Source organism: Bacillus sp. FSL W7-1034, assembly GCF_038593365.1.
In the GTDB taxonomy this organism is placed as follows: domain Bacteria; phylum Bacillota; class Bacilli; order Bacillales; family Bacillaceae; genus Bacillus; species Bacillus altitudinis.
Map to the genome: position 1 here is coordinate 2,659,395 of NZ_CP151989.1, position 14,232 is coordinate 2,673,626.

Genomic DNA, 14,232 nt, shown 5'->3' on the forward strand with positions numbered 1-14,232 from the left:
ATGTCACAAGTATGAATGTACGAAAAGGAGAACACGATGACATTACAACAATTTGATCAATATCCATTAAGCGATGATTTAAAACAAGCGCTAAAAGCACTTCACTTCCATACACCTACACCTGTTCAGCACGAGACCTTATCCGTTGCTTTTTCAAAACAGGATCTGATCGTCAAATCTCAAACTGGCAGCGGCAAGACGGCAGCCTATGGTCTGCCGATTTGTGAAATGGTCGATTGGGCTGAAAATAAACCTCAAGCCCTCATCCTCGTTCCAACGCGAGAACTTGCCATGCAGGTCAAACAGGATCTCACAAGTCTTGGAAGATTGAAACGAATTAAAGCCGCAGCCATTTATGGAAAAGCCCCTTTTCAAGCTCAAAAAGTAGAGCTTGCACAAAAAAACCACATTGTGTGCGGAACACCGGGACGAGTCTTGGATCACCTTGAGAAAGGTACTCTTTCCTTAGAAAACCTTAAATTTTTTGTATTAGATGAAGCGGATGAAATGCTGAACATGGGTTTTATTGATCAAGTCTCTTCTATTATTCAGTATCTGCCGCCAAAGCGCATGTCAATGCTGTTTTCAGCGACCATGTCTGATGAGATGAAGAAATTAAGTGAACAGTTTTTATATTCACCAAAAGTAATTGAAATTGCACGGGAAGAAACGTCTGTACCACAAATCACTCACACCGTGATTGAAACGGAGGAAGAAGCGAAATTCTCTCTTCTTCAGCGTACGATCGTGATTGAAAACCCAGATAGCTGCATTATTTTCTGTAATACACAGGACCGAGTGAACGAACTCACAATGAAGCTGGATGAATGGGATGTGCCTTGTGACAAAATTCACGGAGGCATGAGGCAGGAAGACCGCTTTGCTGTCATGGATGAATTCAAAAACGGGGAATTCCGTTATTTGATCGCAACAGATATTGCAGCCCGAGGAATTGATGTCAGTGATATGACACATGTCATTCATTATGACCTACCTTATGAAAAAGAACGCTATATTCATCGGACCGGAAGAACTGGCAGAGCGGGTAAAAGCGGGAAAACGATTGCGTTTATGACAAGGCACGGGCAGCCGCTTATTGAAGAATTAAAAGAGGAAGCTGGCATTCATTTTCAGACTCAGCCTTATCCTACAAAAGAAGACGCAGAACAGCATGTAGAAAGCTTTGAAGAAAAGATTGAAACGCCGATTCAAAAGGAAAATAAACAAGCTGGCGTTGAAAAGGATATTATGAAGCTTTATTTTAACGGCGGGAAGAAAAAGAAGCTGCGGGCTGTTGATTTCGTTGGGACCATTGCCAAAATAGAAGGCGTTGCCTTTGATGACATTGGGATTATTACCATTCAAGATACGAAAACATACGTCGATATTTTAAACGGCAAAGGCCCTCTTGTGCTAAATGCCATGCGCCACACAACGATTAAAGGCAAGCAGTTAAAAGTACATGAAGCACGTGCATAAAAAGTGAAGGCTAAGCGCCTTTACTTTTTTTATTTAAAATAAAATAAGCTTACAACCCTTGAACCATCAGCCTTTCCCGCGTCCAACATGACAAATGTCATATTGAATACATGATGGGTGCTACTATGAGCATGACACCTTTCCTTCTATACTTTGAAGTAGAAAGAAACGGAAAGGACTTGAACGTTCATGACGACTTCAACAAACACACAGCAGCAAGCCACTTTAAGAAAACAAGTTGGCCAATTCTCTGGTGCTAATTCGAAAAAAAGTATCATTCAACTCTTTAATACATTCATTCCATTTTTGGGGCTTTGGTTTCTTGCCTATTATAGCCTGAACATCTCCTACCTTTTAACCCTCTTCTTTGCGGTGATTGCAGCTGGTTTTTTAGTACGTGTCTTTATTATTTTTCACGACTGCTGCCATCAATCCTTTTTTAAACAGAAGCCGCTGAATCACCTGTTCGGTTTTGTAACGGGCGTACTCACCCTTTTCCCTTATCTTCAATGGCAAAGAGATCATTCAATTCACCATGCCACAAGCAGTAATCTAGACAAACGAGGTACTGGCGACATTTGGCTCCTGACAGTCAAAGAATATCAAGAAGCATCAGCTTGGACGAAATTTCGCTACAGATTTTACCGTAATCCTTTTGTGATGTTTATTTTAGGACCGATCTTTGTTTTTCTCTTAAAAAACCGTTTCAACGTCAAAAATGCTCGTAAAAAAGAGCGCTGGAACACGTATTTCACAAACGTGAGCATCATTGCACTAGCAACTGCAACGTGTCTTCTTTTTGGCTGGCAGGAGTTCCTGCTTGTCCAAGGTCCAATCTTCCTGATCTCAGGATCAATCGGCGTATGGCTGTTTTATGTGCAGCATACATTTGAAGATTCTTACTTTGAAGCAGATGAACATTGGAATTATGTGCAGGCGGCAGTAGAAGGCAGTTCTTTTTACAAATTGCCAAGGCTTCTTCAATGGTTAACAGGCAATATCGGCTATCACCATGTTCATCATTTAAGTCCGAGGGTACCGAATTATCACTTGGAGCATGCACATGATCATAGTGAGCCGCTTCAAAATGTTCCAACCATCACTTTAAAAACAAGTATCGAATCAATGAAATTTAGACTTTGGGATGAAGAAACGAAAGCATTCGTTACCTTTAAAGAAGCACGGCACTCTAAGAAGATGCCCGCACCTGTCATTAAAGGAGACATTCTGAAGAAAAATGCATAATTGGTGCAGCTCTTTCTTACTCTAGAAGGAGCTTGTTGCCATTTACAGGATGCAACCGTAAGTTGAATTTGATAAAGTAAGGAAAAGAACGAAAACGGAAAAGGTGGCACACGGATGAAAAAACAGTTTAAAATTCAAAAATTGCATGGGATTTCCCCCTATATATGGGCCATTTTTTTCATCCTGCCCTTCTATTTTATCTTAAAGACGCCTACGACTTTAGGTATTGTCATTGGCATTATTTTGAACGTGGTTTTTTTCGGAGTGTATCGTTTTGCCTTTGTCGCAAAAGGCTGGTCTTTATATGTCTTCGGTCTTTTATTGATTGCGATTTCTACAGGCTATGTGATGCTCTACAGCTATATTTATTTCGCTTTTTGCATCGCCTATTTCAATGGGCACATTAAAAGAAAAGTCCCTTTTTATATCTTATACTATATTCATCTAGGGAGCGCCGCCGTAGCAGTGAACTTTAGCTTAATTTTAAAAAAGGGATGGTTTCTCACACAAATTCCTTTTGTTGTGATCACACTTATTAGTGCCATTCTGCTCCCTCTCAGCATTCGAAGCCGAAAAGAACGTGAACGCCTTGAAGAGAAATTAGAAAATGCCAATGAACGGATCGCCGATCTTGTCAAACTTGAAGAAAGGCAGCGCATTGCTCGTGACCTGCATGATACACTTGGACAAAAACTCTCTCTTATCGGTTTAAAGAGTGACCTTGCCCGTAAACTCGTGTATAAAGACCCTGAACAGGCACGCGCCGAACTAAAAAGCGTCCAACAGACAGCTAGAACGTCTCTAAATGAAGTGCGGAAAATTGTTTCTTCCATGAAAGGCATTCGGATCAAAGATGAGATATTGAACATCAAGCAAATCCTTGAAGCCGCCGATATTGACATGATTTATGATGAAAAGGAAGCGCCGAAACACATCTCTCTTCTGAACGAAAACATTGTGAGCATGTGCATCAAAGAAGCCGTAACGAATGTCGTCAAACACAGCGATGCCACTGTCTGTCAAATCACCATTCATCAAAAGTCAAAGGAAGTTGTCATTACAGTTGAGGATAACGGCACATTTAAAGGCGGTGATCCATCCTCTCAAACAAAGGGACATGGCCTTTTAGGGATTAGAGAAAGATTGGAATTTGCAAATGGACGCCTGCACATTGAAACAAAAGACGGGACGAAGCTGATCATGAGTATTCCAAATGATTCAGCAGCGAAAGATAAGGAGGAAATAAAATGATTAACATCTTTATCGCAGAGGATCAGCAAATGCTGCTTGGTGCTCTTGGGTCGCTTCTCGATTTAGAAGACGATATGACCGTTGTTGGAAAAGGGACAAACGGACAGGACGCCATTGATTTTGCTAAAAAACATCCGGTCGATATTTGTTTAATGGATATTGAAATGCCCGGGAAATCTGGGCTCGATGCCGCTGAAGAACTCAAAAAATCTGATGTGAAGATCATCATCTTAACAACCTTTGCCCGTTCCGGCTATTTTCAAAGAGCACTGAAAGCTGGCGTTAGCGGCTATATGCTGAAAGACAGCCCAAGCGAGGATTTGGCAAGTGCCATCCGCAGTGTGATGAAAGGGAAAAAGGTGTACGCCCCTGAGTTAATGGAAGACTTGTATAGCGACGAAAATCCTTTAACTGAACGAGAAAAGTCGGTTCTAGAACTCGTCGCAGACGGAAAAAACACAAAAGAAATCGCCAAGGAACTCAGCATTAAAAGCGGCACTGTCCGAAACTACATATCCGTTATTTTAGATAAACTAGAAGTCAAAAACCGAATTGAGGCCATTACTCGTTCCAAAGAAAAAGGCTGGTTTAAATAAGAAAAAAGATCAGGTCATACACTGCCTTGATCTTTTTTTCTTTCTATCATTATTCCTCTATCCACTGCTAAAATATCATTGACAACAAACCTCACTTCTATGGTATGATATCTGAGTGATAATAATTATCATTATCACTCATACAACCAAATACACGGCTGATGTGCCGATTTCAAAGGAGTTTACATTCATGAAGAAAATATTGTTCCCTCTGATGCTCATCTTCGTACTTGCGTTGAGCGCATGTGGCAATAGCAGCAACTCTTCCTCAAATAAAGGAAAGCAATCAACGTCATCGGACACGATTACATATCAATCTGAAAATGGACCTGTGAAGCTGCCAGCAAATCCAAAACGTGTTGTTGTTCTCGCCTCTTATACAGGAAATGTCTTGTCACTTGGTGTGAACCTTGTGGGCGTTGACTCTTGGTCAAAAAAGAATCCACGTTTCAAAAAGAAATTAAAAAATGTGGAAGAAGTATCCGATGAAAATGTAGAAAAAATCATGAAGCTAAAGCCTGATGTCATCATCGGTTTAAGCGGTGCAAAAAATGTAGAAAAACTGAAAAAAATCGCCCCTACCGTTTTATTCACGTATAACAAAGTCGATTACCTTCAGCAGCATATTGAAATTGGAAAAGTCTTAAACAAAGAAAAAGAAGCAAAAGCATGGGTCAAGGATTTCAAACAGCGTGCAGCTGAAGCTGGCAAAGAAATCAAAGCAAAAATTGGTGAAGATGCAACCGTATCTGTCTTTGAAAGCGGCACAAAAGATCTTTACGTCTTTGGAGATGCGTGGGGACGCGGAACAGAAATCCTCTACCAAGCAATGAAACTAAAAATGCCTGAAAAAGTAAAAGAAAAAGCATTAAAAGCTGGCTATTATGCGGTATCACAAGAGGTCATCCCTGAATTTGCCGGAGACTATATGATCATTAGCAAAAACAGCGAGATGGACAATTCCTATCAAAACAGTGAAATCTATAAGTCCATTCCTGCTGTGAAAAAACATCGTGTGTATGAAGCAAATGCGGAAGAGTTTTACTTTAATGATCCACTCACACTTGAATATCAATTATCATTCTTTAAAAAGCACTTTTTAGGTAAATAAACCGAAGCAAGGGATCTCTTCCCTTGCTTTTTTGCTGTCTGCTTCTAGCGGGAGTGCCTGTTTTCCGCTACAATGATGTACAAGTAATTCAAAAAGTGTGGTGCTCGTTTTGTTTAAAATTTTGCTGATTGAGGATGATACAACCCTCTTCCAAGAAATCAAAGAACGTTTAGTCAACTGGTCTTATGATGTGTATGGGATCAACAATTTTCAACAGGTCATGCAGGAGTTCACTTCCATCCAGCCTGATTTAGTCATTATTGATATTCAGCTACCAAAGTACGATGGCTTTCATTGGTGCCGGATGATTCGGCATCATTCTAATGTGCCCATCATCTTTCTTTCCTCTCGTGATCATCCTGCTGATATGGTCATGTCGATGCAGCTTGGAGCTGATGATTTTGTACAAAAGCCCTTTCACTTTGACGTTCTCATCGCCAAAGTAAGTGCTGTTCTTCGCCGAGTCCATGATTATAATGCGGAACCAGCCAACTTAAAAGTCTGGTGCGGCGCTACCCTTGATCTCGAAAATAATACAGTGACAAATGAAAACGGTGAGGTTGAATTAACAAAAAATGAGTTTTTTATTCTCAAAGAATTGATTCAGCATAAAAACCATATCGTCAAAAGGGAATCTCTCATCCAAGCTTTATGGGACGATGAACGATTCGTGAGTGACAATACACTCACTGTAAATGTCAACCGCCTTAGAAAAAAACTAGACGAAATCTCCCTTGGCGCCTTCATTGAAACAAAAGTGGGTCAAGGTTATCTTGCAAAGGAAAAGGATGATCAATGATGCTGCAAGCATTTCTAAAAGAACGAAGAAGCTGGATCTTGTTCTTTCTTAGTTTGCAGCTTCTCATTCTCTTTGTTGCATATTTGGATACAACGATTCCACTAGCTTCTCTTTTTTATATCGTGCTTTTGTCTACATTACTCTTCATTGTTTTTCTTTTTTTTCGTTATCGGAAAGAAACTGCTTATTACATGCAACTGAAAGAATGGGATGAAAACATAGACCATCAAATACGTCTCAAACCCTCTTCCCCCTTTGAACAAATTGTACAGGAGGCAGCGTCAGAGCAAATCGACCGATACCGCCAGATGACGGCTAAGCAAAAGACTGCGCTGGAAGAAGAAAAAGATGAACTGCTCTCATGGATACATGAGGTGAAAACGCCGCTCACGGCGATGCACTTAATGATTGACCGCATAACAGAACAGCCGCTCAAATCAAATATGACATATGAATGGCTTAGAATACATTTACTCCTTGATGCACAGCTGCATCAAAGCAGGATCCAACATATTGAAAATGATTTATTTATTGAAAAACTGGATCTCCAAAACATGCTAACGAAAGAAATCAAAGCGCTCCAATCGTGGTGTATGCAAAAAGGAATTGGCTTTGACCTTTTATTAGAAGAGCGAGACGTATTAAGTGATACAAAATGGTTATCCTTTATGATCAGACAAGTGCTGACAAACGCCGTCAAGTACAGCCAATCATCTGACATTATCATCGAAAGCAAACAAATGAACGAACAAGTGGTGCTCACCATCACAGATCAAGGCAGAGGAATTGACCCAAGAGACGTGTCCCGTATTTTTGAAAAAGGCTTTACCTCCACAAGACATCACAATGACACGGCCTCCACAGGCATGGGGCTCTATTTAACAAAAAAGGGAGCTGACGCTCTTCATATCACAATCGAGGTCAACTCCACATTAGATCAAGGGACAACTTTCACCTTTATCTTTCCGAAAAAGAATGATTTTGTGCATATTGCGAGCATGTGAACATGCAGTTCAAGAAACCCAATCTCTTCATCCAACGATGCATTGAAGAGATTGGGTTATTTTATACAGCCATATCATGCTACTTCACGGCACATTTCTCCTTGCTGTTTCCTTCTATAAATACTCATTAGCAGCCCGACTGACATCATTTCTAGAAGAATATGAGATCCCCCATAGCTCATAAAAGGCATGGAAACTCCTGATATAGGCAATAATCCAAAGTTTGTGAAAATACTTAAGATAAATTTTGCTGCAAATGTGGTTGCCAAACCAATCATTAACATCTTGCCATAAGCAGATTGAACTCGTTTCGCTGTATGAACTACTCTATAAATCAAAGTCACAAACAAAATAAAAACGGCCAATCCTGCAAACCACCCGAATGAATAAATGATATACGTCAACATCCAATCAGTGTGAACATCATACAATGCGTACGGATTTATCTGAAAACCATTTGAGCTAAATTCATGAAGTGAGTATTGGTAAAAGTGGGACATATCAGCTTGATAAAGAGAAAATAATTGAACAATGAGATAGACAATACCTGCTGCTGTAAACGGAATAAGCTGTCTCATTCTTGCATGAGATACATACATCATCGTTATGCATATGACCATAAAGGTGATGGTTGCAGAAAGAGATCCGACTATATGTAATAAAATAATGGGTAAAGTGACAATCGCTAACCCTAACCAAGACTTAAAACCATTCTTCCAGTTCCAAGATTGGTAAATGCCCGCTAACGAAATAATCATCAGAAATGGAAAAATTTCAGTCAGATTGATCGATCCATTATTTAAGCTTAAAAAGAGAATACCGTTCACTCTTGTCCCAATCATCATTGTAAGAATCAGCATTCCAATCGTTCCTATATATAAATGCCAAGAATAGGGTAAAAAGCGCCGATAATCAAAAGCAAACAGCCCAAACATCAACGCAAGACCAAATATATAGTAAATGAGACTTTTATAAAAGATATTCGTGTCTTGAAAATGCAGTAAATGAGAATGAAACTGAAAATAATACATCACAAACAGCCCAAATGAACAAGTAGCTAGTACAAGAAGTATCGTTTTAAAGTCCACTTGAGTTTTGTGTGTTTCATGGAGCTGCATTCCGAGTATGGCTGCATCTCCAATTTGATCGAGCGCTTGATTTACCGCCTCTTCTTCTGACATGCCCGCACTGACCGCTTCCTCTTTCAGCGTGTATAAATGATCACGAAGCTCAAGCTTTATACTTGCATGTACGTCTTTATTTTTGATTCGTTTACACACATTTTTGATATATTGTTCAAACTTTTTCTCTAGTCCCATACGACTTTCTCCCCATTCAAAACGCCATCTACTGCATCTTTGAAGACATTCCATTCTTCCTTCTTTTCTTTCATAAACGCTTTGCCCTGTTCATTAATCTTGTAATACTTCCTTTTTCGATTGCCATTCCCTTCGCCCCAGTAAGACACAATGAATCCTTTCCCCTCCAAAGTGTGCAAAATAGGATATATCGTTCCCTCTTTAAAACTAAAAATTCCTTCGGATTTCGACTCCAGTTGCTTAATCATTTCATAACCATACATCGGCTTTTCATTTAGCAAGCTTAAAATAAGGGTTGCAGTACTCCCCTTTAGAAGCTCTTTACTCACTTTCATCCATCGTCACCTCTAATACATAGATTTACTATGCATATATTTGATATGCATATCTTACATGAAATCACATACTCTGTAAAGGTTCATCAGAAAAAAAACAAGAAATTTGATACATCATAGCGAAAAACAGATAAAATAATTGAATAACAATCTGAATTCTACATAAGGCTTTGACATATAAAACAAGCATGTGACAACAATGTCACATGCTCGTCTGTTTTGTTCGCCAAATCGCAGGAAGTCTGATCGGCTTCTTTTTATACTAGGGATATCAATTAAATAAAAAAGGGGTTCGACAGATGAACATTTTAGAAGCTCGCAAGTTATATAAAAGCTATGGAAATAAATTTAATAAACAAGAGGTGCTGAAAGGCATTGATTTGACGATAGAAGCTGGAGAATTTGTCAGCATCATGGGGCCATCAGGCTCGGGGAAAACGACCCTTTTGAACGTATTGTCATCGATTGATCATGTGTCCAGCGGATCGATTCGGATCGCAGATGCAGAAATGACGCAAATGAAAGATCAGCAGCTCGCTGAATTTAGAAAGAAACAGCTTGGCTTTGTTTTTCAGGATTATAACTTACTTGATACACTCACAGTTAAAGAGAACATCCTCTTGCCATTATCCATCTCCAAAACGCCTAAAAAAGAAGCTTTTGAACGCTTTCAACAGCTTGCAGAGGATATGGGGATTTATGAACTAAGAGACAAATATCCAAATGAACTATCTGGTGGACAAAAGCAACGGACATCTGCGGTACGTGCCTTTATTCACGAACCAAGCCTCATTTTTGCTGATGAACCAACTGGAGCACTTGATTCCAAATCTGCGTCTGACTTACTGAACAAGCTGCAAGAATTCAATCACAAGCGCAAAGCAACCATTGTCATGGTGACGCATGACCCTGTTGCAGCCAGTTATTCAAGACGAGTGATTTTTATCAAAGATGGACAGATCTATACACAATTGAATAAAGGCGCATTAGAGAGAAAGATGTTTTTCGAGGATATTATGAAAACGCAAGGTGTTTTAGGCGGTGTGAAGCATGAACATTAATCAGCTCGTCTTCCGCAATCTGAAGAAAAACTTAAAAAATTACTATTTATACGTGTTTGCACTTGTATTTAGTGTGGCGCTCTATTTTTCCTTTGTCACCTTGCAGTATTCACCAGCACTTGATGATGTAAAGGGGTCCATTAAGGGCGGTGCGTCGATTAAAGCCGCTTCAGTACTACTCATTGCCATTGTTGGAATCTTCCTGTTATATGCGAACAGCATTTTTATTAAACGAAGAGGGAGAGAAATAGGTCTCCTGCAGCTCATTGGCATGACGAAACAAAAAATTGCCAAACTACTCAATGCAGAAAACTTTATCCTATACGTGGTCTCCATGGCTATTGGTATCATAGCTGGATTTATCGGTTCAAAACTCATGCTGATGGTGCTATTTAAAGTAACCGGCGTGAATGCCATCGCCAACCTGCATTTTTCAGGCATGGCCCTTTTGCAGACACTGATCGTCTTTTTCGTCATCTATGGATTAATTATGTTAAGAAATCGATGGTTTATTAATAGACAGACGATTTTATCTTTATTTAGAACCACGTCTTCTACAGAACAGCGTGTGAAAAAAATCTCTGTGTTTGAAATCATCATTGGGGTTCTAGGCATTGCATTCATCAGCTCAGGCTATTATATTTCTTCTCAGCTTTTTACCGGCACATATACGTCCATGCTTGCGTTACTTTTAGCGATGATTTATATTCTAGCCTCTGTCATTATCGGTACCTTTCTTTTCTATAAAGGCTCTGTTTCGTTCATTGCCAATATCGTACGCAAACGAAAAAATGGCTATCTCGCCATTCATGAAGTCCTGTCTCTGTCATCTATTATGTTCCGGTTAAAATCAAACGCACTGCTTTTAACGATTATTACAACGGTATCTGCGCTTGCTATCGGGTTGTTATCTTTAAGCTACATTTCCTATTACTCAGCAGAAAAAACCGCTGAACAACAGATCCCATCACATTTCGTAATGGGTTCTGAGAAAGATACCGATACCTTCACTCGTGCACTTTCTGACAAACATATTGCGTATGAAACAAAGCAGTTCAAGGTCATTCAAGCGAAGTTTGACGCAAAAAAGATCATGGATTCAGAGATTAAAAATATGAATAATGATCCAGGCGTCTTAACTCTACCTGTGATCAGTGAGAAAAACGCACCAAATATTCATGTGAAAAGCAACGAAGTCACCTTAAGCGGCTACAGTGATTTATTGAAGAAATTCATGCCGATTCAAAGTTCAGGTGATGTGAAACTACTTATTAAGAAACCCCTTGATTTAAAGGTCATTGATATGAAGAAAGATTACCTCATTTCTTACAACTTTACGTTTGGTGGTCTACCTGTTGCTGTCGTCAGTCAAAGTGTCTTTGAGCAGCTTGACCAGCAGAAAGATCCTAAACTTCAGATTGAGAATAATCAATATCACGCAGTCAATATAAAAGATGATCAAAACCTTGAACAAGCGAATGATGTGTTTACCTCTTTAAAACTAGGTGACAACAGCATGTCTCAATTGGCTACCACTCAGCAACAAAAACAAACCATCGGACTGATGATGTTTGTAGTTGGATTTTTAGGTCTCAGCTTCCTTGTGACATCAGGCTGTATTTTATACTTCAAACAGATGAATGAGAGCGAAGAGGAACAAAGCTCATACACGATTCTGCGTAAGCTTGGTTTTACGGAGACAGATCTCTTAAAAGGCATTCGGCTCAAACAGCTTTTCAACTTTGGCATTCCGCTTCTCGTCGGGCTCTTGCACAGCTACTTTGCTGTACAATCTGGCTGGTTTTTATTTGGCAGCGAACTGTGGACACCTATGCTAATTGTCATGGCGATTTATACCGTTTTATACTCCGTCTTCGGATTCCTATCTGTCCAATATTATAAAAAAGTCATTAAAGAATCGTTGTAAAGTATTCCCCATAGGCAGTGGCCTATGGGGATATTGCACGTCATTTTGTTGATTCAAACTGATGCGATAAAATATGATCTCTTGCCGCATAAGCTTTTTGTTTGATCTCTTCTAAGTTCACTCCAACTAGCTTCCCATTTTGTTTCACTGCTTTTCCAGCCACATAGACAGAGTCAACATTTGAAGGGTGTGCCGTTTGCACAACTGCCCCAACTGGATCTGTCATCGGAAGAAGATTCATGCTTGTCCGATCGATCAAGATAAAATCAGCTTCTTTTCCAGGTGTGAGTGAGCCGATTTTGTCATCAAGCTTCAAGGCACGAGCCCCGTTTATAGTGGCTGCTTCAAGCATTTGCTGTGCAGACAATCCAAGTTCAGGTCCTGGCATCGTCCCTTCCATCAATAAAGATTGATTTTGAATCGCCCGCTCCGCCTGTAGTCCGAATTTCATTTGAGTAAATAAATCTCCGCCTGTCGCTGTCACCACATCTACACCAAGCGTTGGCAGAACGCCATTTTCAATGGCGAGCCCTGTGACAGGATATCCGTGTCCCATCATCATTTCAATCTCAGGTGTAATAGAGATGGAGCTTCCGCTGTCAGCTAACATCTTCATTTGATCTGCATCAATTGCATTGATATGCACCATATTCAAATCAGGCCCGAGCAGCCCTGCTTGATGAAGTCGCTCAATCGATCGATCCGCTGCTCCCCAATTTCCAAAGCCAATGTGCATACTGCATAATGCATCTAGTGATCTCGCTGTTTCAATTTCAAAGACGGTCGTCTCCCATGAAGAAAATTCAGGTCCACGAATGGCAAGTCCCATCGTCAACAGCTGATCCGAAGATTGAAAATGTTTTTGTTTCACGCGGGCTGCGTCTTCCATATTCGTGAGCGTACTCTCTCTGTCCCAATACGCTGCATCTCCAGAGGTACCAAAACCAAAGACAGCTCGAATACCCGCATCTTTTAAACCTCCAATGAGTTCTTCTGTATGATCCATAGAATTGATCATCGTCCAGTCGAAAAACGTGGTTACTCCTGCATCTAATGCCTCTAATGCGCCTAAATAATTAGCAATTCGATCATCTGATGGACGTCTCATCGCCCCATAGTTGCCATAATAAATTTTGCTCAAATACGTTTGCAAAGACCAATCTGTTCCGATTCCCCGTATGACAGACTGCCACACATGACGATGGGTATCCACAAGCCCTGGCATGATGACCATGTCAGACGCATCCACAACATCAGCACCGCTTACTTCAATCGAAGGTCCGACTTCTAAAATATGTGCCCCTTCAATTAATAGATCTCCCTTCTCCAGAAAACCTAAAGATGGATCAAGTGTGATAAGAGCCGCATCTTTAAACAATGTTTTCTTCATCCATATCCCCCTTTTCAAATAAAGAGAATGAGTCACTCACTCTCTCTGTCATTTTAAGACATAACAGGTTCAAATTAGAAGAAAAGTGACTCAAGGAATGTGGTTTTATGAGCTGATATTCCGAAAATAGTTGTATATCCGTTTTAATTTCACGTCATGCTTCCCTTTCGGACTTTCCATCATGCCAAATTCAAAGAACTTCACCGGCTTAATCCCTACATATTGCAAAAGAGCTCGTTTCATTAACACCTTGTGGGCATTTTGCAAAAAGAAGAAAGGGTAGTGGGTCGGTCCTTGCATTGTCGATACACATACAGCCCTCTTTCCTTTTAACAAGCCTTCTGGAAGCAGCCCGCCTGTTTGACGGTAAGCAAAATTCGCTGCAAACATGCGATCAATAAAACCAAGCAGCATGGCTGGCGGCCGCCCCCACCAAATCGGATAAACAAACACGATGTTGTCTGCCCATTTGATTTTCTCTTGATATTCTTGAATCTCAGGGTCCTTATGCATATCACGTCTTTTTTTCTCTTCATTAAAAATAAGTACAGGATCAAATTTGTCTTGGTATAAATCTATGATTCTCACTTCTTGAACGTTTGGATTTTCTTCACTGCCCTTTAGGATTTCTTTAAAAAAAGCACCATTTAAACTATTGTGATGGGGGTGAGTATAAATAATGAGTACATTCATGGCTTGTCTCCTTTAGTTATCA

The 14,232-nt window shown here is 40.1% G+C and carries 13 protein-coding genes; 9 read left to right on the forward strand and 4 right to left on the reverse strand.

The genetic code is table 11. From position 1 onward, the window contains the following. Positions 1–36 precede the first annotated feature (36 nt). The 7 genes from NST73_RS13660 (at position 37) to NST73_RS13690 (ending at position 7,485) form a co-directional block, all read left to right on the forward strand. Complete coding sequence (locus tag NST73_RS13660; RefSeq protein WP_144679983.1) at positions 37–1,479, forward strand: DEAD/DEAH box helicase; 1,443 nt, start codon at positions 37–39, stop codon at positions 1,477–1,479. Positions 1,480–1,668: 189 nt separating this feature from the next. Continuing rightward, positions 1,669–2,724 (forward strand): fatty acid desaturase, encoded by a 1,056-nt coding sequence (locus NST73_RS13665; RefSeq protein WP_144679985.1) that lies wholly within the window; start codon positions 1,669–1,671, stop codon positions 2,722–2,724. A gap of 114 nt (positions 2,725–2,838) precedes the next feature. Then, on the forward strand, positions 2,839–3,975 hold the full coding sequence (locus tag NST73_RS13670) for a sensor histidine kinase (RefSeq protein WP_024718676.1): 1,137 nt from the start codon (positions 2,839–2,841) through the stop codon (positions 3,973–3,975). Beyond that, on the forward strand, positions 3,972–4,571 hold the full coding sequence (locus tag NST73_RS13675; RefSeq protein WP_035391139.1) for a response regulator transcription factor: 600 nt from the start codon (positions 3,972–3,974) through the stop codon (positions 4,569–4,571). Before NST73_RS13670 ends, NST73_RS13675 begins: the two co-directional genes overlap by 4 nt. 190 nt (positions 4,572–4,761) lie before the next feature. After that, positions 4,762–5,682 carry an iron-hydroxamate ABC transporter substrate-binding protein gene (locus tag NST73_RS13680; protein WP_025207786.1) on the forward strand — a complete coding sequence of 307 codons (921 nt, stop codon included), beginning with the start codon at positions 4,762–4,764 and terminating at the stop codon, positions 5,680–5,682. Between the two features lie 109 nt (positions 5,683–5,791). Then, positions 5,792–6,481 (forward strand): response regulator transcription factor, encoded by a 690-nt coding sequence (locus NST73_RS13685; protein WP_047945292.1) that lies wholly within the window; start codon positions 5,792–5,794, stop codon positions 6,479–6,481. Then, positions 6,481–7,485 (forward strand): sensor histidine kinase, encoded by a 1,005-nt coding sequence (locus NST73_RS13690; RefSeq protein WP_025207788.1) that lies wholly within the window; start codon positions 6,481–6,483, stop codon positions 7,483–7,485. Before NST73_RS13685 ends, NST73_RS13690 begins: the two co-directional genes overlap by 1 nt. Before the next feature lie 74 nt (positions 7,486–7,559). Here NST73_RS13690 and NST73_RS13695 read toward each other — a convergent pair whose 3' ends face one another. After that, positions 7,560–8,804: an FtsW/RodA/SpoVE family cell cycle protein gene (locus tag NST73_RS13695; protein WP_342499152.1), complete on the reverse strand. Its 1,245-nt coding sequence runs from the start codon at positions 8,802–8,804 to the stop codon at positions 7,560–7,562. Next, entirely contained in the window at positions 8,795–9,139 is a 345-nt protein-coding gene (locus NST73_RS13700; protein ID WP_047945291.1) for a PadR family transcriptional regulator, read from the reverse strand. Before NST73_RS13700 ends, NST73_RS13695 begins: the two co-directional genes overlap by 10 nt. Before the next feature lie 299 nt (positions 9,140–9,438). Here NST73_RS13700 and NST73_RS13705 point away from each other — a divergent pair, with 299 nt between their 5' ends. Both NST73_RS13705 and NST73_RS13710 read left to right on the forward strand, forming a co-directional pair. Continuing rightward, positions 9,439–10,200 (forward strand): ABC transporter ATP-binding protein, encoded by a 762-nt coding sequence (locus NST73_RS13705; RefSeq protein ID WP_007501759.1) that lies wholly within the window; start codon positions 9,439–9,441, stop codon positions 10,198–10,200. Beyond that, positions 10,190–12,127: an ABC transporter permease gene (locus tag NST73_RS13710; RefSeq protein ID WP_342499153.1), complete on the forward strand. Its 1,938-nt coding sequence runs from the start codon at positions 10,190–10,192 to the stop codon at positions 12,125–12,127. Before NST73_RS13705 ends, NST73_RS13710 begins: the two co-directional genes overlap by 11 nt. A 40-nt stretch (positions 12,128–12,167) precedes the next feature. On the opposite strand, the gene NST73_RS13715 is transcribed toward NST73_RS13710, so the two are convergent. Together NST73_RS13715 and NST73_RS13720 are read right to left on the reverse strand one after the other, a co-directional pair. Further along, the gene (locus tag NST73_RS13715) at positions 12,168–13,517 is read right to left on the reverse strand and encodes an amidohydrolase family protein (protein WP_342499154.1); all 1,350 of its coding nucleotides are present in this window, start codon (positions 13,515–13,517) and stop codon (positions 12,168–12,170) included. A 105-nt stretch (positions 13,518–13,622) separates the two neighbouring features. Further along, positions 13,623–14,210: an NAD(P)H-dependent oxidoreductase gene (locus NST73_RS13720; protein ID WP_017358293.1), complete on the reverse strand. Its 588-nt coding sequence runs from the start codon at positions 14,208–14,210 to the stop codon at positions 13,623–13,625. Positions 14,211–14,232 lie beyond the last annotated feature (22 nt).

Bases quoted from the DNA above. Each gene is read 5' to 3' on its own strand.
- NST73_RS13660 (WP_144679983.1), top strand. From the start codon at position 37: ATGACATTACAACAATTTGATCAATATCCATTAAGCGATGATTTAAAA.
- NST73_RS13665 (WP_144679985.1), top strand. From the start codon at position 1,669: ATGACGACTTCAACAAACACACAGCAGCAAGCCACTTTAAGAAAACAA.
- NST73_RS13670 (WP_024718676.1), top strand. From the start codon at position 2,839: ATGAAAAAACAGTTTAAAATTCAAAAATTGCATGGGATTTCCCCCTAT.
- NST73_RS13675 (WP_035391139.1), top strand. From the start codon at position 3,972: ATGATTAACATCTTTATCGCAGAGGATCAGCAAATGCTGCTTGGTGCT.
- NST73_RS13680 (WP_025207786.1), top strand. From the start codon at position 4,762: ATGAAGAAAATATTGTTCCCTCTGATGCTCATCTTCGTACTTGCGTTG.
- NST73_RS13690 (WP_025207788.1), top strand. From the start codon at position 6,481: ATGCTGCAAGCATTTCTAAAAGAACGAAGAAGCTGGATCTTGTTCTTT.
- NST73_RS13695 (WP_342499152.1), bottom strand. From the start codon at position 8,804: ATGGGACTAGAGAAAAAGTTTGAACAATATATCAAAAATGTGTGTAAA.
- NST73_RS13700 (WP_047945291.1), bottom strand. From the start codon at position 9,139: ATGAAAGTGAGTAAAGAGCTTCTAAAGGGGAGTACTGCAACCCTTATT.
- NST73_RS13705 (WP_007501759.1), top strand. From the start codon at position 9,439: ATGAACATTTTAGAAGCTCGCAAGTTATATAAAAGCTATGGAAATAAA.
- NST73_RS13710 (WP_342499153.1), top strand. From the start codon at position 10,190: ATGAACATTAATCAGCTCGTCTTCCGCAATCTGAAGAAAAACTTAAAA.
- NST73_RS13715 (WP_342499154.1), bottom strand. From the start codon at position 13,517: ATGAAGAAAACATTGTTTAAAGATGCGGCTCTTATCACACTTGATCCA.
- NST73_RS13720 (WP_017358293.1), bottom strand. From the start codon at position 14,210: ATGAATGTACTCATTATTTATACTCACCCCCATCACAATAGTTTAAAT.